The following is a 23,636-nucleotide window of genomic DNA, read 5'->3' as shown; positions in this document are numbered from 1 at the left end:
GGAGCGGGTCCCTACGGGCCTTCGGCCCTCCGTTCGACCCCGGCCTCCGGCCGGGGCGGACCCGCTCCGCGTGTCCGTGGCCTGACCTTCGGTCAGGCTGGCCCGGGCTTCGCCCGGGCCCGTCGGTCACTCCGCTTCGCTCCACTCCCTCCGGACGGCTGATGCCCGTTCAAGTCGCTGAACTGGATTTTTGGCTGATCTCACTACGGGCTGACTGGGAGGAGGGGTGGGCTCCGGGGGCGTGTGCGGGTCGGCTTCACTCCCGCCAAATTGGTCTAGACCGTGGTCCAGGCCATGTTTCGACCCCGTCGGTGGTCGGAGTGCGCTACCCTGGCAAGGTGAGCAACGGTCCCAGTGTATCAATCCTGGAGCGTCGGATGATCCCGCCGGAAGCAGGGTCCGGACCCGACTCCTTCGGCATTCACCGGACTCTTCGATCGGGAACTGATATTCTGCCGGATATCCGCTTCAATCAGGCTTGTATTTCGGTCGGGCTGGATTCATCGGTCAGCCCGTCGAATGTATCAGTAGGGCACTGTCAGCATTTCCCGTGTGGTCCCGTGTGTGGGCTCGGGAATGGGTGAGGGGAAACGTCTTCGTGAACGTCGTGAAGCCCGGCCTGATGGCCGCTCAGGCAGTCGCCGGCATCTCGCTGCGCGGGCACCAGGAGGAGGCCCTGGAGGCCATCGTGCGGGGCCTCACCCCCCGGCCGGGACGCCCTGCCCCGAACGGGCTGCGGGTGACGGTGCAGATGGCCACCGGGTCCGGGAAGTCGTACGTGGGGGCGGCGGCCGGCCAGAAGCTGGTGCCCCACGGCGTGGTCCTGGTCGTGGTGCCGACCCTGGACCTGCTGGTGCAGATGATCGGTTCCTGGCGGGCGGCCGGGCGCTCCGGGGACATGCACGCCATCTGCTCCCTGGTCGACAGTGAGCTGCCGTCCGGGGTGATGGCGAGCACCAGTGCGCTGAGGATCGGCATGTGGCTGTCCGAGGCCGCGAAGCGCCGCCGGCCGACGACCCTGTTCGCCACCTACACGTCCGTGGGCGCGGTCGAGGATGCCTACCGGTACTGGGCCAAGCGTCAGGGCGAGCTGCTGCCCCCGCTCGGGCTGATGGTCTGCGACGAGGCGCACCGCTCCTCCGGCAGCGTGGAGAAGACCTGGACCGTGGTGCACGACCAGGGCGCCATCCCCGCGGAGCGCCGGCTGTACATGACGGCGACTCCGCGGATCTGGGCGCCGCCCAAGCGCCCGGTCAAGGGGCGCGAGGGTGCCTTGCAGCCGCTGCCGGAGGAACTGGCGGTGTCCATGGACGACGTGCGGATCTACGGCCCGCACGTGTACTCCCTGGGCCTGGCGGAGGCCATCGACCGCAAGCTCTTGGCACCGTTCGAGATCGTGGTGCTGGAGCTGCGCGACCCGCGCGGCGACCGCCAGGGCGCCGAGCAGCAGGGCGTGCCGTGGGGTCCGGGCGTCGGCGAGGAGCAGGACGGCAGCGAGGACGAGGTGCCGGCCGAGCGGATCGCGGCGATCCAGGCCGGGCTGGTCAAGACGATGGTGGAGCGGAACCTCCAGCGGTGCATCACGTTCCACAGCCGCACGATCGAAGTCCGCTATTTCTCGGAGACCCTGAACCAGACGGTCGAGAAACTACACTTCGAGAACCCGCAGAAATACCCACCGGAAATCTGGGCACAATGGCTCTCCGGTGAGCACGAGGTCGACTACCGCAAGGAACTCATCAGGGACTTCGGAAAGGACGAGGAGGACGACGGACTCAAGCACCGGATCTTCAGCAACTGCAAGGTCCTGGGCGAGGGCGTCGATATGCCGAATGCAGATTCGGTACTTCTGCAGGGCCGGGGCAGCATGGTGGATATCGTCCAGGCCATCGGCCGGGCCCTGCGCATGAAGCCCGGCGAGGGAAAGATCGCCAGCCTGGTCGTCCCGGTCTTCCTCAAACCCGGAGAGAATCCCGGGGACATTCTGGAGTCGGACAGCTATTCACCGCTGGTCCGTATTTTGACTGCCCTGAGGTCGCACGACGCCAAGGTGGTGGAAGCCCTCGCGGTGCCGCAGAAGTCCGGCAAGCGGACCACCGGGCGCAGCGCCGAGGCGGCTTTCGCGCCTGGTGAGGGTGGGTCAGGTGGGAGCGGGTCGGGGGCGTTCACGCTGCCGGTGCGGTTCCAGTCGCCGGTGGACGAGAACGTGCTGGCACTGTTCATCGCGTCCCGGGTGCTGGTCGGTGAGACGCAGCTGTGGCGTGAGGGTATCGGTCACGCGCGGCGGTGGTTTGAGGAGACCGGCGGGCTTGATGTTCCTTATTCGGCGCTTGTCGGGGAATCCGGTAATTACCCGCTCGGAAAGTGGCTGTCGGACCGTCGGAGTGAGAATGCAGATGGTGATCTGGCGTCATACCGGGTGGAGATGCTGGACGCGCTCGGCATGATCTGGTCCGTCTCCGACGCCCGCTTCGAGGCCGGCCTCGACTGGGCTCGGGTCTGGGCGAAGGGCCACGGCGGCTCCCTGGCGGCGCCGGCGCGGGCCTCCGTCGGCGGGTACGCGATCGGGACATGGCTCTCCGAGCTGCGGGCCGCGGCGCAGGTACCGGCGGGCGAGCAGGGCGCGCTGTCGCCGGAGCGGCGCCGGGCGCTGGAGGAGATCGACCCGTGGTGGTGCCCGGCGTGGCCGATCACATGGCAGCGGGCGTACTCGGTCGCCAGGTCGTGGTGGCTGGAGTGCGACGGCCGGGCCGACTGGACCGCCCTGCCCGAGTCCACGGTGTTCGAGGGTGAGCAGCTCGGCCGGTGGGTGCTCGCGCAGCGGGCCGGGTGGCCCGGCCTGGAGGACGACCAGCGGGACCTGCTCGCGGCGATCGGCATCGAGGCCGACCTTGAGCTGGTGGCCGCGAAGGAGGCAGCCGAGGCGAAGCCGAAGGTGTCCCGGATGGACAGGTTCGAGCAGGGCCTGATGGCGCTGGCCGCGTTCGTCGAGCGGGAGGGGCACACCCGGGTGCCCCGGGCGCACAAGGAGGTGCTGGAGGCCGTGGAGCGGCCGGACGGGAGCGGGGAGGTGGAAGCCGGCGTGATCGTGTCGCTGGGCGCCTGGGTCAACAACCAGAAGGCCCGCCGGGCAAAGCTGACGCCGGGGCAGCTCGCCCAGCTCGCCGAGCACGGGCTGCAGTGGGCGTAGCGGTGTAGCGCTGCCCGAGGGCGCCGTCGGCCGATTCCGCGAGTTCGCGGGGTCGGCCGGCTGCGTTCTCGGGCCTCTTGCTGTCCGCCGGGCTCTGCGGGCTGCGAAGGGGCGACAGGCGGTGCAACAACAGATGCCCGCCGTGAGTGCCCTCTGGAGGGCCTCGTGAAGTCCATGAACATCGTACGGGCGGTCGCCTGGGTTGCGGCCACTTCCGTGGTGGCGGCCGTGGCCGCTGAGGAGTTCGAGGGCGGCGCCCTGGTGGTGGCGGCCGTGGTGGTGGCCCTGGCCGGGGCCTGGGCGGCCGCGGGGCTGCTGCGGGCGGGGGCCGGGTGGTCGGCGGTCTGCCGGGCCGCTCTGCGGCGTGCGGGGGAGGAGATCGTGGTGAAGTCGGCCGGTCTGCTGGCCGAGCACGCCGTCACCGGGGAGGTCCCGGGGCTGAAGGCGCTGCTGACCGTGGTGGCCGTCGAGGTCCTGGTCGTGCTGCTGGTCCGGGTCCTGCGGCGGTAGGGCGCCGGGCGGGGCGCTGCGGAGCCGACACGGGGATCGGTGGCTCCGCGGCGCCCGCTGCCCGGTGGGTCAGTTCCGCGATATGGCGGTGTACGGGAGCGTGCGCCGGACGCCGGCTACTACCAACAATCCGGGGAGGACCCGATCGAGGGTCGGCCAGCGGCGGTGCGGCGCGGCCGCGGGGGTCCGATCTGGCCGGGCAGGGTCGTTGCCCGGCGGCGGGCGCTGCCCCCGGGCGTGTGCTGCCCCGTTACGGCGAGATTCGCGACTTCGGCCGCGCAGGCCCCGGCTGGGCGGCGAGACTCTCGGCATGGACGACAAGACCGTGGGCCTGGACGAGAAGACCGTGAGCGACGCCCTGGAGGGCACGTTGCCGTGGCTGGTGCCGTCCGGCCTGGCCGCCGAGGCGCTGGCGAAGCTGGACCGGCCGCTGCTGGCCTGGATCCAGGACCCGGAATACAACGAGTTCGACTCCGCCGGCTTCTACGCCGACCACCGCGAGCGCGGCGACAAGCTGTCGAAGCTGGAGAAGCGGATCGCCACGCTGCCGGTGCGCCAGTCCTGGCGGATGGAACGGGTCTGGACCCCGGACGAGGAGAGCAGCGAGGCGTACGACGCGGCGTACGAGAAGGCGTCGGTGACGATCGACGAACAGCCGCTGCACCCGAGGGACCTGGACGCCTACGCGACGATCGCCTACGAGGTCGCCGGCCTCCACCAGAACGACGAGGATGAGGACGGCTTCGACGACGAGGACCAGGACGTGCCCGGCGACCTGGACCTCGCCTTGGAATGGGCCCGCGCCGGGGTCTGCGTGCTGCAGCAGTCCCTGCCCTGGCCGTTTCGCGACGTCCTGCTCTACAGCGAGCTCGACAACCGCCCCGCTCACCGGATCCTGTTCGCCTACGCCGACCTGCTGCGCCGGCGGGATCCGGAGGCGGCCGCGGTGTGGTTTACGGCGCTGGTCTACCTCAACCCGAACGACAACGTCGGCGCCCGGTTCATCGCCCCGGACGGTCCTCGGGACTCCCGGTTCTGAGAGTACGGAAGGCCGCCACCCTGCCGGGTGGCGGCCTTCAGCATTCCTGCGTGGCCTGTGGTTGACCGTCCTGCCCGCTGGTCAGCTCAGGGTTGCGTTGATCGCCTCGAAGAGTCGCTCGAACCGGCTGAGGGTCGTCTCGCTGAGACCTGCCAGGAGCGTGGTTCGCTGCCGGAGGAGGATCTCGGCGGGGCGTCCGTGATCGGTGAACTGCTGACCGGTGGCGCGAGTGATGCGGGAGATGATGCGATCCGCTCCGTTGAGTTCGGCGACTTTCAGGTGGGTGCCGAAGGCGGCGTTGTAGAGCTTGAGGTAGTCGCCGGGGCTGAACAGGTCCTCGATGTCGCTGGGGGCGATGCCGTCGGTGAACATGTCGGTCAGCAGCAGGCGCTTCTTCGACAGGACACCGCGGTCTGCCAGGTTCTTGAGCTTGGTGACACCTGCGGGGCTGCCGTCGATGAGGACGGTGACCTGGAGAGCGCGGCCGACGAGTGCGACGAAGGCGGGGATGTTGGTGGCGCCGCCGGCCGGAAGGATGCGCCAGCGGGTATCCAGGTGGGTTCGTCCCAGCTCCTTGAGGTGCTCGCTGAGCAGGGTGAGGTAGGTGAAGTCGCTGGTGCCCTCGACCAGGAGGTTGTCGGGGCCGACGAACAGGCTCTGGGCGATGTCGTAGCCGAGGGCCGCTTCGAGGGGGAAGAGGGAGTCTCCGGTGACGGCGAGGGCTTCGTCGGTGACGACGGCGCCCTCGGTGGGGCCGCGGTCCTCGACAATCCGTACGCGGTCGAGGTGGGCGACGTCGACCATGAAGGGCGAGTGGGTGGTGTAGATGACCTGGGCGTGGGGGGCGAGGCGCTCCTCGATGAAGCGCAGGAAGTCGGCCTGGGCTTTGCCGTGGAGGGTCAGCGCCGGTTCGTCGAGGAGGACCACCACGCCGTGCGGGTAGTCCTCGAACTCGGAGAAGGCGGCCAGGAAACTGAAGAACCACTGGAATCCGCTGGAGCGCTGTCCGAAGTTGTTGGTGAACCCGTGCCGGCGGTCCTTGACGCGCACGTCGAGGTATCGGGCGACGGCCGTCTGCCCGTTGTGGGTGTTCTGGGTGGTCTTGTCGATGTCGATCTCGACGGACAGGTCCGGGTTCTGGGTCCAGTACTCGAAGACCTCTTCGGTGAGCTGGTTGCTGACCGCTTCCAGTTCGGCCTTGCGCTCCTCGAAGTCCTCCTCGGTCAGCGCTCCCTGGTGGGTGTCGGCGAGCCGTAGCAGGGCGCGGGCTGTCTGCAGGCCGGTAGCTCCGGGCTGGTCTCCGCCTCCGAGTTCCTGGAGGTTGATTCGGCCGGGCAGGGTCTGGTAGTCCCCGAAGTAGAAGAACTTGGGCAGGCGATCCGTCAGGATCTGCACCGCCCGTCCCCAGGCGTTGCCCTTGCCTGCGAGCCGGGCGCGAGCGGTTGCAGCAACGGCCTGCGCCTGCTCGACCGTGAACTGTGCATCGTCCTCCGGCTGGAGGGAGGCCGCCTTGTCGGCCATGTCGTCAAGGTCCATGAGGCCGGCGACCTCGTCGCGCAGTGCCTGCGGAGCGCCTTCGTCGTCCAGGACATTGCGGCAGGCGGCGGCCTCGTCGATGTCAAGTGTGACGCTGCTGCGTCCCTCGTAGTTGACGCTCATCTGAAACGTCCGTCCGGTGAGCACCCCGGCCCCCAGCACCTCCTCGACGGCTTTGAGATCTCCGTCGCTCAGCTCGAATACGCAGCTGATGGGGCGAACTGTGTCCAGGTCTGTCACCTTGCGGTCCCTAACGAGCCGCCAGCGGGGGTAGTGCTTTCCGACCTCGAAAGTGTCCTCGGGGTAGACCGGGTTGAACCGGTACAACGCCGACAGCAGGGCTGTCTTCCCGCTCTCGTTCTTGCCGACGAAGCAGGTGACATCGGGTTCGATGGCCACCGCCCCGCTGTCGACGATGTTGCGGAAGAGACGCGCATGGACACTTGTGAGCTGCATCACACCAGTGTGGCGAATTGTCAGATCTGTGACTAGTGATTTTGGCATTCCACCTGGAGGTAGCGACCCCGCAGTTCGTCGCGGCCGTCAGAGGTCATGCACGCCCTCCAGTCGGCTCGACGGCTCAATGCCCCGGCGCGACCGTCCGCGCTCACCGACGATTGCGGCGCCAGGAGCCGGTTCACCCGGGGGGCGCAGCAGAGGCCCGGCCGGGCGCCCGGGGTGGTGGTCGCCCGGGGTGGTGGTCGCCCGGGGTGGCGGTCGGCGTCGGCGCCGGGTGAAGGAGGACGGCCGGGCGCAGGCTCCACGGGGTGTGCAGGACCCAGGCGACGCCGTAGGCGCCGGGGCTCCAGCGAACGCGGCCGGCCCAGCCAAGCGGCAGGCGCCGCCAGGCGCTCAAAATGCCCGGTCGCCAGTAGCCGTTCACCCGCACCTCCACGACCCGCCACAGCGGCGGCCCGTAGTCCGGCACACCCGCCACCGCCACGTCCGGGAGCAGCCGGGCGGCCAGGTGCGGGGCGTAGCCGGGCAGCGGGGGGATCGGACGAGGACGGGACGACACCCCCCATTGTCGAACACTTGTACGATCTGGGCCACATTCGGCCTGCCCACGGGCCCGTCGGCTGGGTGGTGTGCCGGAACGCGATAGCTGGCATCTGCTGGCGGCAACTGTCACCGTCGGGGCTGCGACCGAACTGCGCCAACGTGAAGTGGCAGGTCGGCGCCCTCGTCTCCGGGATCCGGCGTGACAACAAGCGTGAGAACTACGTGCTGGTGACAGGTAGCACGAGCAGACGGTGACAACTACCCCGATCCGTTCCACCGTTTCACCCAGGTCGGCTGACGCACCCAGTGACAACTACCGCAGTCCGGCACAGGTGGGGCGGCCGGGCTGTGTACGCGCCCGGCCGCCCCGAGGCGGCGACGCCGCGCGGTCCCGGAGCACGGGGGGTGTACGTGCCGGACGGTGCGCAGCGGCGCAGCCGCACGCCCTGGTCGGGGCGCTCGGCCGGTTCAACGACCGCGGCCGCCGGGGGGCACGGCCGGCTCCGAGGCGGACACCAGGGTCGGCTTCCTGGTGGCGGAGAAGCGGGGTGCTGTCGCCGGGGCTGCCAATGTGGAACCGCAGCTGGAGTGCGTAGGGGCCGCCGCCCTTCAGCTGGACCTCGGCGGTGGGGGCGGCGGCCCGTTCGGTGAAGCCGTGCGACGGGCGGAGGGTTTGGCCGTGTGCTTGTCCAGCGTCTGCCAACGGTGGCGGGCGCCTTGGCGGGTCGTCCCCCAGACCTTGGCGAGGTCGGCGTAGGTGGCGCCGTTCTCCAACGCGGTGGCGGTGTAAAGATGCAGAAGGGTCTCCATCGCCTCTTGTGTCCGGCGGTGAGCGGCCAGCAGGTCCAGGGCCGCGTCCTTCGACCATTCCTGGTCCCCGCCGCGCCCCATCTCCCGGATCAGGTTGAGGGAGACATAGCCATGGCCGGAGTTTTCGGCGGCCCGGCTGCGGACGAGCCAGTGCGTCCGCTCGACAAATTCCCTCCATGACGTCACGCGACAAGTTTACTTGTCGCACCGTCAGAGCCCGCTACCCCGGCTGACCTGCGTCTTCAGGAGAGGGGGTTGCGAAGCCGCCCGAAGTGAACCAAGATTTTCCGCAGATCTCCCCTGCCCGGAAACAGGCAGACCCGGCATCTCACCGGACGGGGAACTGGCAGGCGATGGACTCCACAGTCCCTCGCCTTTTTTCATGCCCTCCTTCAGGCGGCCCGCCCCTTCCAGGGCCGTCGCCTGCCGGAGAGGAAGTCGCAGCGGCGTCCTGAGCCGCCGTCACCCCAGGCCCTGCCCCTCCCGGGCGGGGCCTTCTTCATGCCCGCACCCAGCGGCCACACCGAGAGGATCTCCATGCCCAACAACCCGGACTTCGGCAACGACACCGACGCGGCATCCATCTACGCCTTCCTGCTCGGGCGCAGCCCAGCTCCCGAGCCGGGCCAGGCACCGACGCCTGCCTGCATGCCGCAGAGCCGCCCCGCCACCACGGCAGCCGACATCGCCCGCCGCGAAGGCCTCGACCTCGACCTCTCGACGGTGCGACCGTCGCCCCGGCGGCAGACCACGCGGCCGTCCGCGTCGCGCGCCCCTGGCAAGCACGAGCGCTCCCGAAGCCGCCGGCCCCAGCCGTCCGTCGAAGACCTGGTGGTGCGCACCGTGCAGGGCTGCGCGCCGGGCCTGCCGCGGGCCAAGGCCCTGGACCTGGCGCGGCAGTGGATCCGCTCCGGGTGCTCGCTGCTGGAACTGGAGGGGTGGATCGCCGCGCTCGGGCTGCACTCGGCGTACGCCGCGGCCCGGTGCCTGCAACTGGGACTGTCCCTGGGTTCTCTGGATGTCGTGGTCGACGGCATGCACGTACGCCGTCGCCTGCGCGGCGGGGAGAGCGTCGACAGTGTGCTCGCCCTTGCCGTCGTCCACGACGTCGACCTGTTCTCCACGGGAACCGAGCAATGAGGACCGCCGGCCCCGTTCAAGGCCCGGCTCCGACGATCCCGGCGCCACCCGGCAACCGGCGTCGACCCACACGGCCCCGACCACCGCACCGGTGATCGGGGCCGACTGCTGTCCGCCGCGCTCCTTGATCCTTCACCTGTCGATGCGGGACCCGCACCCAGTAGGAATCTCTGGTACGCCAACGAGGTAGCACTTAATTGATTTGAACGGTCGTACCTTACGGTGCTACTTTCACCGCATGGCCAAAGTTTCCGTCTCCATCCCGGATGATCTGCTCGCGCGCGCCCAGGCCCTTCACGAGGGGGACAACGTGAGCCAGCTCGTGCAGAGGGGGCTTGCCCTGCTCGCGCCCAAGGAGAAGCCGTACCGTCCGGACTGGGCCGCAGAGGAACTGGCGGCCGCCGCAGGCCGGCTGCGGGAGGCAGCCCGAGCCGACTACGAGGACGGGTTCAGGGCCGGATACGAACTCGCCAAGACCGCTCCCTGGGACTGGGTGCTCTGGCTCGCCAACGAGAAGTTCAGCCTGCGCACGGTGCTGGGCGTCCAACGGTCTGCCGAGTTCGAGGGCAACCCCTGGGCCGATGAGGAGATGCTGCGGGCTTGTCGGTCGTCCGAGGGCTGGCCGTCGGAGTGGTTCACCACGCTGGGAAGAGTCTTCAACGCGGAGACAGCCCCTCCCAGGCTTGAAGAGTCCGCGCCCCGCAGTGACCAGTTCTTCGCCGGGGCGGAGCAAGCGTTTCGAGACGTGTGGGCCTACGTCAACCAGCCCCCTGGCTCATGATCGAGCCGCACCAACGGCACCTGCTCGTCCCGTGACAGGCCTCCACGTCTGGCCGAAGGTCGAACAGGGCTGACAAGCCACACGCAGGGATCGAACGAACGGACCGGGGAGTGTCGTGGGGGAGGGGGAGGCCGTGCCGGCGATGCTGTCCAACGAGGAGAGCCGGGAGGTTCTGGGACAGATCATCGTCGCGGCCGGGATGGAGGGTGCCGTCCGGCAGGGGCAGCCGGTGGTGGTGTTCGTGGCCGGGCAGCCCGGCAGCGGGAAGACTGAGCTTGGGGACCTTGTGCAGGCCTCTCTCGGTGCGCGCGGCGGGGTGGTGCGCATCGGCAGCGACTTGTACAAGAGCGCGCACCCCCTCTATGCCGCTTTCCTGGCGGAGGATCCCCGCACCGCCGGGGTGAAGGTCCGTCCCGACACCCGCCGCTGGCAGGCCGCCGTGGAGGCGCACGCCCGGGACAGTGGCTTGGACGCGGTCGTCGAGACGGCCCTGAGCGACCCGGATGAGGCCCGGGCGGCGGCGGGTGACTGGCGGCGGGCCGGCTACCGGATCGAGGTGGCGGTGCTGGCCGTCGCCGAGGCGTGGAGTCAGCTCGGCGTGCTGGACCGCTACCTGGAGCAGGCCCACGCGGCTGGCGGCCGGTACGTGTCGTGGGAGAACCACGATGCCTGCGCCGCCGCTCTGGCCGCCACCGTCGCCGTCGTCGAGTCCGAGCAGCTTGCCGACCGGGTCACGGTCCTGCGGCGTGGCGCCGAGGTGCTCTATGCCAACGATCTCCTGCCCGGTGGGGGCTGGCTGCGTCCGATCGGCGCGGCCGTCGCCCTCGCCGCTGAGCACACGCGCTGGTGGAACGCTCGGGAGAGCGCGCAGTTCCGGCTCCAGCTGGCCGCGGCCGATCGCCGCTGCCACGCCGAGCTGCTCCCGGCCGACCGGGCCCTGGCGGTGCGCCGCGACGCCGAGCGGGCCTTCGCCCTCGCCGAACCTGTGCGCCGGACCGCGCAGCGGCGCCGCGAGCCGCCCGGCGTCGACTACCACCGTCTCAGCGCCGCCGAGCACCGCTGGATCTTCGAGAACCTGATCGTCCCCGACCTCGGGACCATCGTCGCGCGCGAGAGACCGGTGGCGGTGTTCGTCATGGGCCAGCCCGGCGCCGGCAAGAGCGACGTCACCAGTACCGTGAGGAAGAGCATGCGGGCGGGCGCCAGCCACCTGGTGGGTGACGAGTTCAAGGCCGCCCACCCCGACTACCGCCAGTTGCTGCTGAACGACCCCCGCGGCGCCGGCGCGGCGATCCGCGCGGACTACCGAGCCTGGTTCACCGCCGCCGAGGCCCTCGTACGTGAGCAGCGCGGTGACGTGGTCATCGAGATGGCGCCCGGCAGCGCGGAGGACCTGCTGCACAGCGCCGCCGCGTTCCACCGGGCCGGGTACCGCGTCGAGCTGGTGGTCCTGGCCGTACGCGGGGCGGACAGCCGGCAGGCCACCGCGCTGCGCTACGCCAAGGCGCAGCAGCGCGGGGTGCCCGCCCGGTTCACGTCGGCCGCCGGGCACGACGTGTGCTTTAGGGCAGTGGCCGAGGCGCTGCAGGCGGCGCAAGGGAGCGCGGTGGTGGACTCGGTGATGGTGGTCGGCCGGGACGGGCTGGCCGTGGTCGACCCGGCCGGGGGTGGCGATTCGGACGCGGCCCGGGCGTTGGCGGCCGAGCGGGCTCGCCCCTACACGGAGGAGGAGGCCTGCCGGTTTTTGGACATTCAGCGGGCGCTGCGCGCGGCGCTGCCTCAGCACCGGGACGAGTTGGAGGAGATCACGGCGCTGGGCCGGGCGCTGATGCCCGTCGGCGTGCGGCCGGGGTCGCGCACACCCGCGCGCAGCGGGCCGCGCGCTTTGCCGGCGGCCGAGGTGGCCGGGGGTTAGGCCGTCAGGTCCCGCAGTTGGGCGGTGTAGGCGTCCGCGATCTGCTCCGCTTCCTGGGGGGTCGGCCGTCTTCGTCAGCTCCAGGTCGTTGCGCGCGGCGCGGCGCGCGGACATCAGCTCCTCGACCCGGGCCGGATCAGGCACGGGTCGCCGTTGCTCCAGGAGGAGCTGCTCCGTGTACCAGGCCATCACGCCCAGCACCGCGTCCGAGGCGCTCTGCCTGGCGCTTCCGTACCCCGCGAGGCCGGAGTGGTCGGGGGAGTCCGGCGGCTGATGATGGTCGGACACGGGCTCCCCTTTCCTCACAGACGAATGCATCGCAATTCCTATTGCGCGCGCAATAGGAATGTTGACACACGCTTGCGGCCGTGTGTAAGCCAGCTCCTCCTCCGGCCTTCCTGCAGGCCAGGGGACGTGGCGCCGATGTCCGGCTTCGGCGAAGGTGCCGCCCGCGATACCGTCCGGGCATAGGTTGGTGACAGGCGATCAACAGCATGGGGGAATGTCATGGCAGGCCGTGACCTGAGGGCGCTGTTCAGCTCGAACGACCGTCAGCTGGCCGCGGACGAAGCCTTCACCAACCGGCAGGGCCAGTGGCAGGCGGTCGCGACCGCGCTCACCGAGCACCTGCAGCGCGTGGCCGGTCCCGGCTTCGACGTCGAGGACCTCGAAGCGCCACGCCGCAACGTCATCACCTTCTACGGCGTCGGCGGCATCGGCAAGACGACGCTGTCGCGCAAGCTGGAGGCCGCCCTCGCCGACGCCGGACAGCGGCCCGCCCAGTGGGGCGCACCCGTATGGCCCGAGAGCCGGATCCTGCCGGTGCGCATCGACCTCGCCCGCTCCGCCGGCACCGACTTCGAACGCATCGTCCTCACCATCCGCCTCGCCCTCGCCGACCTCGGCCGGCCCCTGCCCGCCTTCGACATCGCGCTGCGCCGCTACTGGGAGCACCAGCACCCCGGCGAGAGCCTGGAGGAGTACCTGCGGCGCAGCTCGCTGGCGAGCCGGTTCGGCAAGGCGCTGCCGCAGCAGATGCAGTCCGCGCTCGGCGACGTGGCCCAGGCGTTGCTGCTGCCCGGCACCGTGGGCGGCGCGGTGGGTCAGGTGACCGGCACGCTGGTGCGGGCGCTGCGCGAGCGCCGGCAGTCCGTACGGGCGCTGGCCGGGTGCGTGCGGCTGGCCGACCTGCTGGAGGCGGAGGCGGACCTGGACGCCCTGTCCTACTACCCGCACCTGCTCGCATGGGAGCTCGCCCAGCTCCCCGTCGGCAAGCGGGTGACCCCGGTGATCCTGCTGGACACCTTCGAGGACACTGGCGACCGCACCCACCGCGACCTGGAGCGTCTGATCCAGCGCGTGGTGTGGCTGATGCCGAACGCGTTGTTCGTGATCACCGGCCGCAGCCGTCTGCAGTGGGCGGACGACGCCCTGCAGGGCCAGCTGGACTTCACAGGCCCCGCCGCCTGGCCCGACCTCGCCGCCGCTGCCGTGCCGCACCCCCGCCCCGGCGCCGTGCCGGCCGCGCCCGGCGCCGGCGGTGGCGGTGGCGGTGGCGGTGGCGGTGGGCAGGTGCTGATCGGGGACTTCAGCCCCGAGGACTGCGACGACTACCTCGCCCGCCGCCTGATGCGCGACGGCCAGGCCCTCATCCCACCCGAGCTGCGCGCCGTCATCACCGCCCGCTCGCACGGCCTGCCGCTGTTCCTGGACCTCTCGGTGATGCGCTTCCTGGAACTGCGCCGCACCGGCCGCACCCCCGAGCCGGCCGACTTCGACCACGACTTCCCCGCCCTCATCGCCCGCACCCTGCAGGACCTCACCGCGGAGGAGCGCCACGTCCTGCGCTCCGTCACCCTCCTGGACGCCTTCGACATCCCCCTCGCCACCCGGGCCGCCGGCCTCACCCACGACGCGGCCGCCCAGCGGCTGACCGAGCGGCCGTTCATCGGCGAGAACACCTTCGGCCTGTGGCCCTTCCACCTCCACGCCCTCATCCGCTCCACCATCCGCGGCGCCGACGACCAGGCCGACGACCGCTGGTCGCAGCGCGACTGGCGCCGCGCGGCCGAACGGGCCTTCGCCGGCCTCGGCGAGCAATGGACCTCCAGCACCCTGCAGGACCGGATGCTGCTCGTCGGCTGCCTGCGCCAGGGCCTGCGCCTGGCCCGCGACTTCCGCCTCAACCTCGGCTGGCTCTCCGAGGCGACCTGGCGCTACATCGGCGACTCCGTGTGGGAACCCCTCGCCCCACCCTCACCCACCGACCCGGACGCCTCCGCGCTGCGGACCCCGGCCGACGCGCTGGTCGAGACGCTCAGCGCCCTGGCCCGCCGCCAGCACGAACACCGTGAGCGCACCGCGCAGCGCCTGGGCGCCGTCGTCGACACTCACCTGCTGCCCCCGGACCTGCACGACATGGCCGTCTACTACCTCGCAAAGGCGCAACGCGACCTCGGCCAAAGCGACGCCTCCCGCCGGGGCATGCAGCACGTCGCCGCCGGCCAGGGCCGGCTCGCACCCGCCGCCCGCCGCGGGCTCGCCCACCTCGCGCGCCTCGCCGGCGACTTCCCCACCGCCCTGAGCACCGCCCTCACCCTCGGCTGGGCCGGGCGCCACCACCGTGTGGAGGGCGACGTGTGGTGGGTCCAGGGCGCGATGGACCGCGCCGCGGCCTCCTACGAGAACGCCCGCGCCGAGGCCGAGCAGCACAACGTCGCCGGGGAGCGCGCCACCGCCCAGGCCCAGCGTGCCTTCGCCCTCGCCTTCACCAACCCACGGCAGGCCGACGACGAGCTCCACCTCGCCGAGCAGCTCCTCACCGGCCTCGACCTGCGCGCCACCACCCTCACCACCCGCATCGCCGCCCTCATCCGCGACGCCGGCGGGTCGGGCGACATCGGGCAACGCGCCCAGGCCCTGCGCGCCGAGACCGCCACCGCCGGGATCGTCGCAGCCCGGACCACCCTGGAGCTGGCCCTCGCCTTCCACCATGCCGTCCAGGGCGACGAGGAGCAGCTGGCAGCCACGGTGGGGCGGCTGCGGGAACTGAGCGGGGACGGGGACTACGCCTACTACGTCGACATCGCCCACTTCATGGCCGACCTCCCCCTCCCCGAGTCCTCCCCCGCCCGCTGGATCGACGGCGAGGACACCACCCGCCAGCGGTGGCGGAGCCTGGTCACCGACCGGCGCGAACACCTGCGCACCGCATAGCGCAGCACGCGGCGCAGCCAGATGGGCGGACGGACCGCCGGGGCGTGGATGGCGGCAAAGTGGGCGGCGACCGGACCCGGGCCGGCGAACGACTGGCCCGTGGTGCCCGCCGGGCCCGGGCACGCGAACCTCGGGACCCTCTCCCGGCAGCTCGCGCGGCGTCCGCCTCGCCCGGCGGACGCGCTGTACCCCTGTGGTGCTCCAGCCTACGACCGCCCCGGCGCCGCCATGGAGGCCGGCCGAAACGAGGGCAGGGCATCAATGCGGCAGTCGTCCGTCCGAGGGATCGGGGCTTGGGCGGCGCAGGCCCGGGGGCGCCGGGCGCGGATGCGGCACCGTCCTGCGGACGACCGCCCGGGGGGCTGTGCGCGGCGTCCGCAGGACGGGATGAGTGTGCGCCGCAGTGGGCGTACACGGCGTTCAACGACCCCGTGGCATCACGGTCACGGCCGCACTCAGCGCAGGACGACATGACCAGGTAGGGCCGGGAGGGGCGGACGGTCCGCTACCCCGCGTCGGCCGGCTCCGGGGTCGGCTCGGTGGCGTGGAACAGCGCGGTGTCGGTCGCGGCCCAGCAGCCCTCCGCCAGTGCCTGGACCATCGTCGGATGCCGGCGTACGGCCAGGACGGCCGCGTCGCGTGCCGCGCGGAGCTCGGTGAGTCGCTCGCGCTGCTCCGGCTCCCACCGGGCGCGCACGTCCGTCTGCTCGGGGTCGGGGTACTGCTCCCGGCGCAGGGCCTCGATCTGGGCGACGTAGGCGTTGAGCTCGGCCCAGGCGCCGTCGCGGGCACGGCGCAGGTCCAGCAGGTCGGCGGGGATGGGCAGAGCGTCGGGCATGGGCTGATCCTCCTAGGTTCGGTGCGGGCCCGGCCCGCGGCGCGCAGCGGCCGTTCGGGTCGAGTCGCCCGGGGCGGGAGCGGGACGAGCCGCCGGGGCGGCGCTCCGGCGGCCGGCCGGGACGGCGGCCTGAGGTGGCGCGGGGTGGAGGAGGACGGCCGGGCGCAGGCTCCACGGGGTGTGGAGGACCCAGGCGGCGCCGTAGGCCCCGGGGGACCAGCGGACGTGACCGGCCCAGCCCAGCGGCAAGCGCCGCCAGGCACTCAGCACCCCCGGTCTCCAGTAGCCGTTCACCCGCACCTCCACCATCCGCCACACCGGCGGCCCGTGGTCCGGCACCCCCGCCACCGCCACGTCCGGCAGCAACCGGGCGGCCAGATGCGGCGCGTAGCCCGCCGGCGGCGGGATCGGGCGAGGACGGGACGACACCCCCCATCATCGAACATTTGTACGAAGATGGGCAAGCTCCGCGGTCTCGGCGCCACCACGGCGCGCACGCCCTCAGACCGCACAGTCGTACCGTTGAGCAGGGACGATGCGCCAGGTGGAGGTGATCGCCGTGGAACAGAACACCAAGGCCGGACCAGTGCCGTTCATGGTCTGCGCCGAGTGCGCGCAGCCCGCGCCCTGGAACCCCACGACCTTCTGCAGCTGGTCCTGCTACGACGCCCGGCCCCGCGACCCGCAGTCCGCACCGCTCGTCCTGTCGTACTTCTTCGGCCTCGGCCCGCCCACCTCGATCCGCCACAACCCCAACCCCTGACCGACCGCCGCCCGCCCCTGCCACCAGGGCGCAGCGATCCGGTTTACCAGCTCCATCCGGACGGCCACGGTGCAGCTGATGCTGTCGGCCCAGGTCTGCGCCCGCACGTGGGTGACCGGCCGCAGGAAACGGCGGACGGCCCCGGCGTGTCCTCCCAGCTCACAGGGCGGAACAGGGCTGGCGTGCAGCGGCCCAGGGTGGCACAACTGGAGAGGAGGGGGTCCCGTCCGGTGTCCCGTTGGAGAGGAGCACGTCATGGCGCGTCCGATCTGGAGCGGGATCCTGAGCTTCGGCCTGGTGTCGGTGCCGGTGTCGCTGTACGCGGCGACCGAGAGCCACACCGTCTCGTTCCGGCAGATCCAGCGCGGAACCTCCGACCGGGTGCGCAACAAGCGGGTGAACGAGCGTACCGGGGAGGAGGTCGCCTTCGGCGACATCGTGAAGGGCTTCGAGCTGGCCGAGGGCGAGTACGTCGTCGTCGAGCCGGACGAGCTGGACCGGATCTCCCCCGGGCGCTCGAAGACGATCGAGATCACCGGGTTCGTCGACCTGGAGCAGGTCGAGCCGATCTACTTCGACACCACCTACTACCTCGGGCCCAAGGGCAAGGAGTACGGCAAGGTCTACACCCTGCTGCAGCGCGCGCTGGAGCGGGCGAACCGGGCCGGGATCGCGATGTTCTCCATGCGCGGCAAGGAGTACCTCACCGCGGTCCGTTCCGAGAACGGCATCCTCACCGCCCACACCATGCACTTCGCCGACGAGGTCCGGGATCCCCACTCGGAGATCTCCACCCTCCCCGCGGCGGGCAGCGACACCGCCGAGGTCTCCGACCGGGAGCTGGCCATGGCCGAGCAGCTCGTCGACATGCTCGCCGTCGAGTGGAAGCCGGAGGACTACCGCGACACCTTCGAGGAGAAGGTGCACGAGCTGATCGCCGCCAAGCAGGCCGGCCAGGAGGTCACCGCCCCCGAGGCGGCGCCGACGCCGAGCAACGTGCTCGACCTGATGGACATCCTCGGCCGCAGCCTGGAGAGCGCCAAGACCGCCGGCAGCGGCAGTGCGGCCAAGGCCGACGATGCCAAGGCGGCCGCCGCGGTCGGCGCGAAGAGCGCGGCCGCGAAGGCGAAGAGCCGCGCGGCGGGAGCCGGGAACAAGGCCGACGCCGCGGCCGGCCGCGCCTCCGCCGGGCACCGGCCGAAAGACACCGGGGCCAAGAAGAGCACCTCAACCCGGACGATGCGGCCGGCGACCAGCGCCACCGGCAAGAAGACCGGCACCGCGGCCAGCCGCCGCAAGGAGGACCTGTCCGGGCTCACGAAGGCCGAGCTGTACAAGAAGGCCACCGCCGCCCACCTCCCCCACCGCTCCACCATGACCCGCGACCAACTCCAGACCGCCCTGGAGAAGACCGGCCACGGCCGGCACCTTCGCAGCGCCTCATGACAGCCGGCCGGGCCCGAGCAACTTTGCCTGCCCCGGTCCGGCCACGCTGCGACGCCGTGACCGTCACGGGGGTGGGCGGGTTGAAAGGGCATGACGAAAGAGGACCCTCACCCCGACCGCGGCACCCTCCCGCCGGCCCGCACCGCGACCGCCCTCGCGGAGCGGTCGCAGGACCAGGAACTGCAGCTGATGGTGCGTCGGGCGGCGGCGTGCGGGGAGCTGGCCGAGGAGTGGCTGCGAACCCTGGGCGGGCGGCGACCGTGGACGGAGACGGGCGCGGTCCTCGCTGACATGGCGCACGCCGTCGGCGAGATCCTGGGCCGGTACGCCCTCACGGACCTGCCCGCCGACCAGGACGAGACAGACAGGCTGAACAGGCGCCTGGACCTGTACTTCAGCCCCGCCGGCTGCCTCCTCGCACCCCTCACCGACCGCTCCGAGCCCATGACCGACCCCGAGCTTGCCACCGTGCTGCTGCTGACCGGCTGCGCGCGCACCGCACTCGCCATGACCACCATCGCCTGGGAGCGGGACCTGCCCGCCCTGCTCACGGTCATGGAATTCGCCCTCGACCAGGCCGGCCCGGCCGCCGGGTGCGCTGATGGCGAATGACCTGGTCGGCCCGCCACGCACATCGCGGGAGAATCACCCGGTGACCAGCAACAGCGCCTCCCGGCCCGGCCAACGCGGCCTGACCGCCCTCATCCCCCAACGCCCCGACGACTCCAGCCCCGGCCAGCGCGCCGCCGCCCAGATGCTGGCCCTGCGCGAAGTCACCCTGCCCGCCGCCGTCATCGCGGCCGCCGCCGAACTCCTCGCCGAAAAACTCGACCACGAAAGCGACCCCGTCACCCGCAAAGCCACCGCCGCCGTCCTCGCCCGCCTCCACGACGCCGTCGACCACGTCAGCCCCCACCCAAACCACCGACGCTGACCGCCCCGGCGCACGGGGGGCGGCTCACGACCCGGCCGCGCGGGCAACAACGTCCGTTTGGAGACTCCTGCCCTTTTCGTCGCAGGTGGACCACTGTGGCGAATGGGTCATCGCCTCGGCAACGGTCTGTCCCACCGGGCCGATCTCCAGCCAGGTGTCCTGTCTCATCCAATCGAGGCGTCTACTGAGCGATCCTTCGCTTTGCTGGCTCCGCCCATCATTCAGCCGTCCGAATGTTCGCAGCGCAGGTACTCAGAGCGGGACTGGAGGATGTCCAGGGCCTCGTGGATCGAGCAGCCGAGGTGATCTCGGAACAGCTTGATGCCCTCGATGTTCCTGCCGCTGAGGATCTCCTCGTCCGCGAAGGAGAGCGGCCCGGCCGTCCAGGGAGCGGACGCGGGATCCCCACCGGGCCAGTCGACGTCGGTCAGAGTAGCGAGCAGGCGGCCGTCCGAGAGCTCCACCGCCACGTCCATGCCGCGGGCCGCCGCCTCCGTGAAGGCAACGGGTGCAGTGTGGTCCAGGAGGAAGACGAAGTGCTGGGCTATACGCTGCCGCCACTCATCGAGCTCGCCGTCGCCGTCCAGGCGCAGGTTGGAGTTCCAGGCCGCCTGGGCGAGAACCGATACGAACAGCCCGAGGAAGTCCGACTTCAGCAGGTCGTCCGCGTGCTCGATCAGAATCGCGAGGTCCTGGTTCCCGTGACCGGGACCGTGCCAGTCGTGGAGGCAGTCCACGAGCGCATCCCAGTTGTGGCCGAAGTAGCCGAGGAACGACAGCTCCCGGGCGAAGGTGCGAAAGACGGACGCCGGATCCCGCATTTCCCGACCGTCCAGCCGCAGGACCAGACCGTTTCGCTGCACAAGCGAGGCCGTTTCCGACGCCAGCCATGGATCGGCCGAGGAGATGAACACGACCCATGGGGAGCGGCGTTCCGTCAGGGTGGGCTTCGTCATCATGGGCGAGATCCTTGCACGGCACTTGCTCAGAGCCCGAGTGATTAGCGGAGGGCAGATCGTTCTCAACGAACATAGTCCGCCCAGGTCAGCAGGCCACCGATGACCATCTTCAATGAGAACGGACATCAGGATCAGCGGGTCCCGGGGTGTGGCCGAGTGTCCGCCGACCTGGACGGCACCTGGTTCGCCATCGGCACCGTGCTCGCTTCCTTCCTGGCGCTGGTAGCGATCGCCGTGACGATCGGGCTGGCCAACCGGGAGCGCCGGGCCGCCGCCGCCCTGCGGCTGGCCGACCCGGCGCAAGCGACCACGGACCGAGAGCCGAGGCCGATCAGCGCGCTGAAGGAGCAACTCCTGGCCCGGCCGGAACGTACTGCGGAGCGGGTGGCCTGGCTGCTCTGCTCTGCCGCAGGACGGCTGGAAGCTCGCGCACGACCTGGCGGCACTGGAGGGGATCCGCAGGGAGACCGCGCAGGGTGCCAAGGCCGACCACTGGGAATGAGTCTGCTGCAGCCACCCGGGGTGTGTACCTTCCGCCGAACGTGGATGAGGCGAACGGGCAGGTTTCTTTGGCAGATTGACTGCGAAGGCTGACCACTCTGCACCACAATCAGTGCCGTGACCCTTGCGGACAGTGGCATGTTGCCCAGTGCCGGATCGAGCTGCGCTGCGGGATGAAGCCACGGATTTTCATCAGCCATGGCGCTGGCAGAGATCCGGAGGTCCAGCACGTCTTGGACATCCTTCTCCCGGCGTTGAGAGAACTCGGCTACGACGTGTTTGTCGATTCGGAGCGCCTCAGGGTCGGTGACGACTGGAACAGGCAGCTGTACAAGGAGATGTACCGCTGCGATGCCGCGGTCGTCCTGCTCGGCCCGAACACCGTCGGTATGGACAGCAGCGGACCGTCGGAGTGGGTCCGCAGGGAATCCGAGGTCCTGGTGGGCCGGCACAAAGCCGGCGGACTGCGAGCCGTCTTCCCTGGCCTAGTGGGTAACATCACGACATCCGTCGCACGGCGGAATGGTTTCGGGACGGTCCTGTCGCTGCAGGCGGCGCAGGTGGCAGGAAGCCAGGCCGAGGACATCGGCTCTGCGCCGGAGGTCGTGGCCAAGCGCATCCTCGCAGAGATCGCCCCGGTCATGACGATGGAAGCCGGCTCCGACAGCTGGGCTAGGCGAATCGCCAACTTCCTTCTGACAGCACGGTCCGTCAACGAGGCCAGCTACATCGCGGCGGCTGAAGCTGCGGGCCTGTCGGGAGACGATCTGTTTCATATCCAGTCAAAGATCGGTTCCGAGACGTTCCTCGCCCAGCGGCTTCTGAGCGGGGAGCTTCACCCAAAACTGCCCGACATGATCGGGGAACTGCGGCCTGGGCTGAGCAGCGACAACCTCCGGCACCTCGCGAGCGAGATACTGCCGGCTTGGGTCGACCTCGAGGCCGCCCGCCTTTTGACCGGTGGTGCGGCGGGCCTCATTCCCGCCCAGGGAGCCGAGCAGGACCCTGTAGCGGGCCAGCCCGCTGCGGGCCGAATGGTGATGCCTTCAAGCCAGGTTGTTGTGCTGGATGCGTCGCAGGAATGGACAGCCGACCAGTACGTGCAGCGCTCCGTGCGGAGGAAACCCGGTGCGTACAGCTTGCAGGCGGTGCCGGATGAGTTCCCGATGGACGAGCGCACGGCTACGGAAGCGCTTGAGGAGCTGTGCCGGATGGTGCTGCCGCAGGTGTTCCGCATGCCGCCGGGCTTCGCCCTCAGCCCGGCCGTGGTCCGGTCCGATCCCGGCGTCCGCAATTTCCTGGTGCTGCGGGCCAAGGGCAGGACCAGCAACGAGATCGCCTCGGTGGCGAACGCCCTGCACCGGGACTATCCCTGGCTGACGGTGATCACCCTGACCGCTGACAGCGCCTGCACCGAGAAGTCCCTGCGGGAAGCTGGCTCCCCAAGTGTCGTGACGGTGCGGCCAGAGCTGACAGAGGCAGAAGAGCTGGCCGCCTACCAGCTCAAGTTCAGGCTCGATGGTGTCATGACGCCAGGTGGCGTCCCCGTCGGGTGCTACTGATGAAGAGGAGAGCCAGTCATGCCCAACACCGGACCTGAGCCGTTCGGCACACCCGACCGGCGTGACGGACTCGTGTACGTCCCGTCCCCGGAGATCGAGCTGGCCGTCGAGGTCGCGCTGGCGACCGGCCGGCCGCTCCTGCTGCGAGGCGAACCGGGCTCCGGCAAGTCCTCACTGGCTCCCTGGGTGGCCCGCAAGCGCAATTGGCGCTACTACGAGCATGTCGTCACGTCCCACACCCGTGCCAAGGATCTGCTGTGGACCTTCGACAGCGTGCGACGTCTCGCAGACGCTCAGGCGCTACGGACTGGCCGGGGCCGGCGCACCCCGGCCGTCGACACGAGCGCCTACGTCGTGCCTGGCCCTCTGTGGTGGGCGTTCGCCCCGTATTCCGCCGCCGACGCCACCTCCCGCAGCCACGCCGCCCTTGCCTCGGTGCCGCCGCTCAATGAAGGCCGCCTCAAGCACGGTGCCGTTGTACTGATCGACGAGATCGACAAGGCAGACCCAGACGTGCCCAACGGCCTCCTGGTGCCCCTCGCCTCGAACGAGTTCTTCGTCACCGACACCGGCACCCACGTGAGCGTGGAATCCATCGCAGACATCACCGATGCGGGCGGCCATCTGATCGTGATCACCACCAATGACGAGCGGATGCTCCCCCAGGCATTCCTGCGCCGGTGCGTCATCGCCGAACTCAAGCACCCCGAAACCGTCGACGACCTGGTCGCCGTCGCCGAATGCCACCTCAATGCCCGACTCCAGACCGCAGAGCAGGCCGACCTCGACCTGGCAGCCGCCGTAGCCAAGGAACTGCAGGACCTGCGTGCCCGCCTCAAGAACCAAGGCATCCGCCTGCCGAGCACCGCTGAGTACCTGGACGCCCTCTGGGCCTGCCGTGCCCTGGCCATCACGCCCGGCGACCCACGCTGGGAGACACTCAAGGGCCTGACCCTGATCAAGCGGCAGCAGCTACAGGACTGACCGCAGTGAACACCGACTCCGCAGGCGCCCAGCGCGGCCGCTTCCCGCGCTCGAGCGGCGAAACCTGGATCGCCGACCTTGCCCTGGCACTGGACACCCTCGACGTCGACCCCGCCGACACCAACCGAACTGCCCAAATCGCCTCATTACTCGGCCTACAGACCCACCACCTGCCACGATCAGCACCTCAGCCGCGCACTCCCACGGCAGCACCCCACATCACTCCGGTCGCTCCTCCAGCCGCCCCGCCCACACCCGCGCCGCGCGGCGAAACACCGGCATCCCCCTCCGGGGGTCACCACTCCTCACTCGATCAAGAACCACTGCAGCTCCTGCTGCCCCTGGCCGAGACACAAGCCGTCCCCATGACGCTCTCCGGCACACCACTGCCCGCACACCCGCCCACGGAGACGACCGCCCCGGCCCCTAAGCCCTCCCTGCTGCCCCCGCGCTCGGAACTTGCAACCCTGCAGACAGCCCTCTCACGGGTAGTGCCCGAAGGCCGCGTCG

At 70.6% G+C, this 23,636-nt stretch carries 19 protein-coding genes; 14 read left to right on the top strand and 5 right to left on the bottom strand.

Going from position 1 to position 23,636, the window contains the following annotated elements:
• The first annotated feature begins 598 nt into the window (after positions 1-598).
• The 3 genes from J2S46_RS00435 (at position 599) to J2S46_RS00425 (ending at position 4,739) form a co-directional block, all read left to right on the top strand.
• Positions 599-3,190: a DEAD/DEAH box helicase gene (locus tag J2S46_RS00435; protein WP_191294396.1), complete on the top strand. Its 2,592-nt coding sequence runs from the start codon at positions 599-601 to the stop codon at positions 3,188-3,190.
• Positions 3,191-3,364: 174 nt separating this feature from the next.
• The gene (locus J2S46_RS00430) at positions 3,365-3,700 is read left to right on the top strand and encodes a hypothetical protein (RefSeq protein ID WP_191294397.1); all 336 of its coding nucleotides are present in this window, start codon (positions 3,365-3,367) and stop codon (positions 3,698-3,700) included.
• 310 nt (positions 3,701-4,010) lie between these two features.
• Entirely contained in the window at positions 4,011-4,739 is a 729-nt protein-coding gene (locus J2S46_RS00425) for a hypothetical protein (RefSeq protein WP_191294398.1), read from the top strand.
• Between the two features lie 81 nt (positions 4,740-4,820).
• Here J2S46_RS00425 and J2S46_RS00420 read toward each other — a convergent pair whose 3' ends face one another.
• From J2S46_RS00420 to J2S46_RS00410, 3 genes are all read right to left on the bottom strand, one after another.
• Positions 4,821-6,731 (bottom strand): AAA family ATPase, encoded by a 1,911-nt coding sequence (locus J2S46_RS00420; RefSeq protein ID WP_191294399.1) that lies wholly within the window; start codon positions 6,729-6,731, stop codon positions 4,821-4,823.
• 181 nt (positions 6,732-6,912) lie between these two features.
• Positions 6,913-7,293 carry a hypothetical protein gene (locus tag J2S46_RS00415; protein ID WP_191294400.1) on the bottom strand — a complete coding sequence of 127 codons (381 nt, stop codon included), beginning with the start codon at positions 7,291-7,293 and terminating at the stop codon, positions 6,913-6,915.
• Between the two features lie 593 nt (positions 7,294-7,886).
• The gene (locus tag J2S46_RS00410; protein WP_191294401.1) at positions 7,887-8,273 is read right to left on the bottom strand and encodes a hypothetical protein; all 387 of its coding nucleotides are present in this window, start codon (positions 8,271-8,273) and stop codon (positions 7,887-7,889) included.
• 351 nt (positions 8,274-8,624) lie between these two features.
• Between J2S46_RS00410 and J2S46_RS00405 the strand changes: the two genes are divergently transcribed.
• The 4 genes from J2S46_RS00405 to J2S46_RS00390 all read left to right on the top strand — a co-directional run bounded on the left by J2S46_RS00405 (position 8,625) and on the right by J2S46_RS00390 (position 15,139).
• Entirely contained in the window at positions 8,625-9,227 is a 603-nt protein-coding gene (locus J2S46_RS00405) for a hypothetical protein (RefSeq protein WP_194506034.1), read from the top strand.
• A 238-nt stretch (positions 9,228-9,465) separates the two neighbouring features.
• Positions 9,466-10,008 carry a hypothetical protein gene (locus J2S46_RS00400; RefSeq protein WP_191294403.1) on the top strand — a complete coding sequence of 181 codons (543 nt, stop codon included), beginning with the start codon at positions 9,466-9,468 and terminating at the stop codon, positions 10,006-10,008.
• 115 nt (positions 10,009-10,123) lie between these two features.
• A complete protein-coding gene (locus tag J2S46_RS00395) occupies positions 10,124-11,923 on the top strand; it encodes a zeta toxin family protein (RefSeq protein ID WP_191294404.1) in 1,800 nt (599 codons plus the stop codon).
• A 507-nt stretch (positions 11,924-12,430) separates the two neighbouring features.
• On the top strand, positions 12,431-15,139 hold the full coding sequence (locus J2S46_RS00390) for a NifH family ATP-binding protein (protein ID WP_191294405.1): 2,709 nt from the start codon (positions 12,431-12,433) through the stop codon (positions 15,137-15,139).
• Between the two features lie 505 nt (positions 15,140-15,644).
• On the opposite strand, the gene J2S46_RS00385 is transcribed toward J2S46_RS00390, so the two are convergent.
• A complete protein-coding gene (locus J2S46_RS00385; RefSeq protein WP_191294406.1) occupies positions 15,645-15,977 on the bottom strand; it encodes a hypothetical protein in 333 nt (110 codons plus the stop codon).
• 544 nt (positions 15,978-16,521) lie between these two features.
• On the opposite strand from J2S46_RS00385, the gene J2S46_RS00380 reads away from it, so the two are divergent.
• The 4 genes from J2S46_RS00380 to J2S46_RS00365 all read left to right on the top strand — a co-directional run bounded on the left by J2S46_RS00380 (position 16,522) and on the right by J2S46_RS00365 (position 19,120).
• Positions 16,522-16,740 carry a hypothetical protein gene (locus tag J2S46_RS00380; protein WP_307348118.1) on the top strand — a complete coding sequence of 73 codons (219 nt, stop codon included), beginning with the start codon at positions 16,522-16,524 and terminating at the stop codon, positions 16,738-16,740.
• Positions 16,741-16,995: 255 nt separating this feature from the next.
• Positions 16,996-18,186: a non-homologous end joining protein Ku gene (gene ku / locus J2S46_RS00375; RefSeq protein ID WP_191294409.1), complete on the top strand. Its 1,191-nt coding sequence runs from the start codon at positions 16,996-16,998 to the stop codon at positions 18,184-18,186.
• A 90-nt stretch (positions 18,187-18,276) separates the two neighbouring features.
• Positions 18,277-18,798: a hypothetical protein gene (locus J2S46_RS00370; RefSeq protein ID WP_191294410.1), complete on the top strand. Its 522-nt coding sequence runs from the start codon at positions 18,277-18,279 to the stop codon at positions 18,796-18,798.
• Positions 18,799-18,838: 40 nt separating this feature from the next.
• Positions 18,839-19,120, top strand: coding sequence for a hypothetical protein (locus J2S46_RS00365; protein WP_191294411.1), 282 nt, complete (start codon positions 18,839-18,841; stop codon positions 19,118-19,120).
• A gap of 221 nt (positions 19,121-19,341) precedes the next feature.
• Here the strand turns inward: J2S46_RS00365 and J2S46_RS00360 are convergent, their stop codons facing one another.
• Positions 19,342-20,079, bottom strand: coding sequence for a barstar family protein (locus J2S46_RS00360; protein ID WP_307348114.1), 738 nt, complete (start codon positions 20,077-20,079; stop codon positions 19,342-19,344).
• A gap of 99 nt (positions 20,080-20,178) precedes the next feature.
• On the opposite strand from J2S46_RS00360, the gene J2S46_RS00355 reads away from it, so the two are divergent.
• The 3 genes from J2S46_RS00355 (at position 20,179) to J2S46_RS00345 (ending at position 23,126) form a co-directional block, all read left to right on the top strand.
• The gene (locus J2S46_RS00355) at positions 20,179-20,673 is read left to right on the top strand and encodes a hypothetical protein (protein ID WP_191294413.1); all 495 of its coding nucleotides are present in this window, start codon (positions 20,179-20,181) and stop codon (positions 20,671-20,673) included.
• A gap of 80 nt (positions 20,674-20,753) precedes the next feature.
• Positions 20,754-22,142, top strand: a complete 1,389-nt coding sequence (locus J2S46_RS00350; RefSeq protein WP_191294414.1) for a toll/interleukin-1 receptor domain-containing protein — start codon at positions 20,754-20,756, stop codon at positions 22,140-22,142.
• An 18-nt stretch (positions 22,143-22,160) separates the two neighbouring features.
• Positions 22,161-23,126, top strand: a complete 966-nt coding sequence (locus J2S46_RS00345; RefSeq protein WP_191294415.1) for an AAA family ATPase — start codon at positions 22,161-22,163, stop codon at positions 23,124-23,126.
• Positions 23,127-23,636 lie beyond the last annotated feature (510 nt).

Source organism: Kitasatospora herbaricolor (genome assembly GCF_030813695.1).
In the GTDB taxonomy this organism is placed as follows: Bacteria; Actinomycetota; Actinomycetes; order Streptomycetales; family Streptomycetaceae; genus Kitasatospora; species Kitasatospora herbaricolor.
This window is presented reverse-complemented; position numbering and strand designations above follow the sequence as displayed.